Annotated in this window: 2 protein-coding genes; both read left to right on the top strand. The window is 66.7% G+C overall.

The window, feature by feature from the left end; genetic code table 11:
* On the top strand, nt 1–391 hold a 391-nt coding region (locus tag BMZ97_RS30510; protein ID WP_244546683.1), incomplete at its 5' end, for a LysR substrate-binding domain-containing protein.
* A gap of 550 nt (nt 392–941) precedes the next feature.
* The coding region (locus BMZ97_RS30505) for a DNA translocase FtsK (protein WP_280141804.1) at nt 942–2,395 on the top strand (1,454 nt) is incomplete at its 3' end.

The following is a 2,395-nucleotide window of genomic DNA, read 5'->3' as shown; positions in this document are numbered from 1 at the left end:
ATCGCCGTCGCAAGAAAGCTCCTCACCGTCCTCAACGCCATGCTCAAAACTGACACAGCCTTCCAAGCATGACACACCAAACAACACAGTTGCCGATACCAGCGTCCGCGCCGTGGTGGAGGCGGGCTTTCACGCCGCCGGCCTGATCCCGCGAGCGGCCGGGGAGGCGACCTATATGATGACGGCTGTCGGAATGGTGCAGGCGGGGCTCGGCATCACGATCCTGCCGTCTTCGGCGCAGGAGATCCGTGCCGATCCGACATTGCAGGCGCGCGCGATCGAGGCCGTTGGTTTCGTCAGGCAGATCAGTCTCGTGAAGAAGAGCGGCCGAACGCTGTCTCCGCTCGCGGCCCTCTTCGTCCACCACTTCTGCGACATGACCGCCCGCTGACGGCGGTGTCGGCTGCAGGTCGTGTGTAAGGGGGCGGGTCAACATTTCGCTGGTCGTAGGACCAGGCCGGCAGCGCGCGGGCAATCTCGGCTGTCGCAGACCAGGCCGGGAGATCAGGCCAGGCCCGGCTTGCGGCGCATCTGGAGCAAGGTCTGATCCAGTCGGGTCGCTCAATGGCTCCAACTCTTTGTTTTGACGCGATTTCTTCATGCGAGCCGGTCTCCGTCCCGCGCGAAATCGCTCTCGGCAGGGGAACATTTATCGCCTCTTAACCCTGCCGGACTAGGCCTGTGGGCGGTCAGTAAATCTCCAAAACCTGCGGTATCCGATGCCTGAATTCGACGTTGACAGCCTGCCGCAGGATGCCGTTTCCGAGCGATTTCCTGGGTCCCGCATCGACCGGCCCCTCAATCCTGAGGCGCGCGACAAGGCCGGGATCAAGGCCTTGCCGGCTGTTCCGGTACCCAACAGGCTCAGGCGTGCAAACCCGGTCCTGAATCCGGCACCAGCGCAGGGGGGCCAACTGCAGGGGGGCCAAGCGCAAAGGGCTTTGGCCGGCCCTGCGGCGGTCACGGCATCCGTCGGCGGCGACAATCCGGCCGGGATTTCGCGATCGCAGCCGAGCCAGTCGAAGCGCAGCGAGGTGCGCTATTGGCGCACGCCGGACCGCCTGCTGAAGCAGCCGGCCGAGCCGGAAATGCTGCCCTCGGCGGTGCCGGAGGCCGATTACGCTCATCATGATGGCGAGGCCTTGCATGACGGCGAGGCCGAGGCCGCTGCGGCCCCAGTGCGGGATGCTGCGGCCCCAGCGGAGGATGGCGCTGCCTCGACGCCCTTCGCCTTGATCTCCGACCACGCCTTCTGGGAGCTCTTGCCGGAAAGCCGTCCGCAGGACGTCGAAGTCGAGCACCATGCCGACAAGACCGAGCCTGCTGTGGCCAGTACGGCGCCCTTCGGGCTCGCCGAGGCGGACCCTGTCGCGCCCCGAAAGGGCGTCGCTGTTCCCGTAACCCTGCCGGCAGCCGATCCCATGGAGCGCTGGACGAGCGCGAGCCAGGCCTACACTGTCAGCCTCAAGCTATCCTCGCGCTCATGGCCCGATGCCGGTGAGGGCAGGGCCACCGCGACCACATCACCTGTCACGTCACTCGCCGTCCCGCTTGCCGTGGACGTCTCACCTGTCCTCGACGCTTCACCTGCCGCCGACGCTGTCCCCGCTGCCGGCCGCGGGATCGTCGTCACGCGCAAGATGCGCGAAACCGGGGCGGAGCAGGCAGCCAAGCCTTCTCGCGTCGAGCCGTCTCGCATCGAGCCTTCCAGCATCAAGCTCGCTCGCAGCGAGCCTTCTCGCATCGAGCCCGCGCGCATCGAGCCTCCCCGCGTTGAGCCAACCCGCATCGTGCCGACCCGCCTTGTCGCGCAGGCGCTGTCGCAGCCGGTGCGGCCGGCGGCCTTCGAGCTGCCGCCGATCACGATTCTTGCCGAGCCGCCGCGGACCTTCGAGGCCACCGTTCCCACCGAAATCCTGCAGCAGAACGCCGGGTTTCTCGAGGGGGTGCTGGAGGATTTCAACGTCCGTGGCGAAATCGTCCAGGCCTGCCCCGGCCCTGTGGTGACGCTCTATGAGCTTGAGCCTGCGCCGGGCACGAAGTCGTCGCGAGTGATTGCGCTGGCCGACGACATCGCCCGCTCGATGAGCGCGATCGCGGCGCGCGTCGCCGTGGTCCAGGGCAAGAACGCCATCGGCATCGAACTGCCCAACGCCAAGCGCGAGACCGTCTTCCTGCGCGAATTGCTGGCGAGCCAGGATTTCGAGAGCTCCAAGCACAAGCTCGCTTTGGGCTTGGGGAAAACCATCGGCGGCGAGCCGGTGATCGTCGACCTCGCCCGCATGCCGCATCTGCTCGTCGCCGGCACCACCGGCTCGGGCAAGTCGGTGGCGATCAACACCATGATCCTGTCGCTGCTCTACCGGCTGAAGCCGGAGGAGTGCCGCCTGATCAT

It is taken from the genome of Allobosea sp. OK403, from assembly GCF_900113835.1.
In the GTDB taxonomy this organism is placed as follows: Bacteria; Pseudomonadota; Alphaproteobacteria; order Rhizobiales; family Beijerinckiaceae; genus Allobosea.
This window is presented reverse-complemented; position numbering and strand designations above follow the sequence as displayed.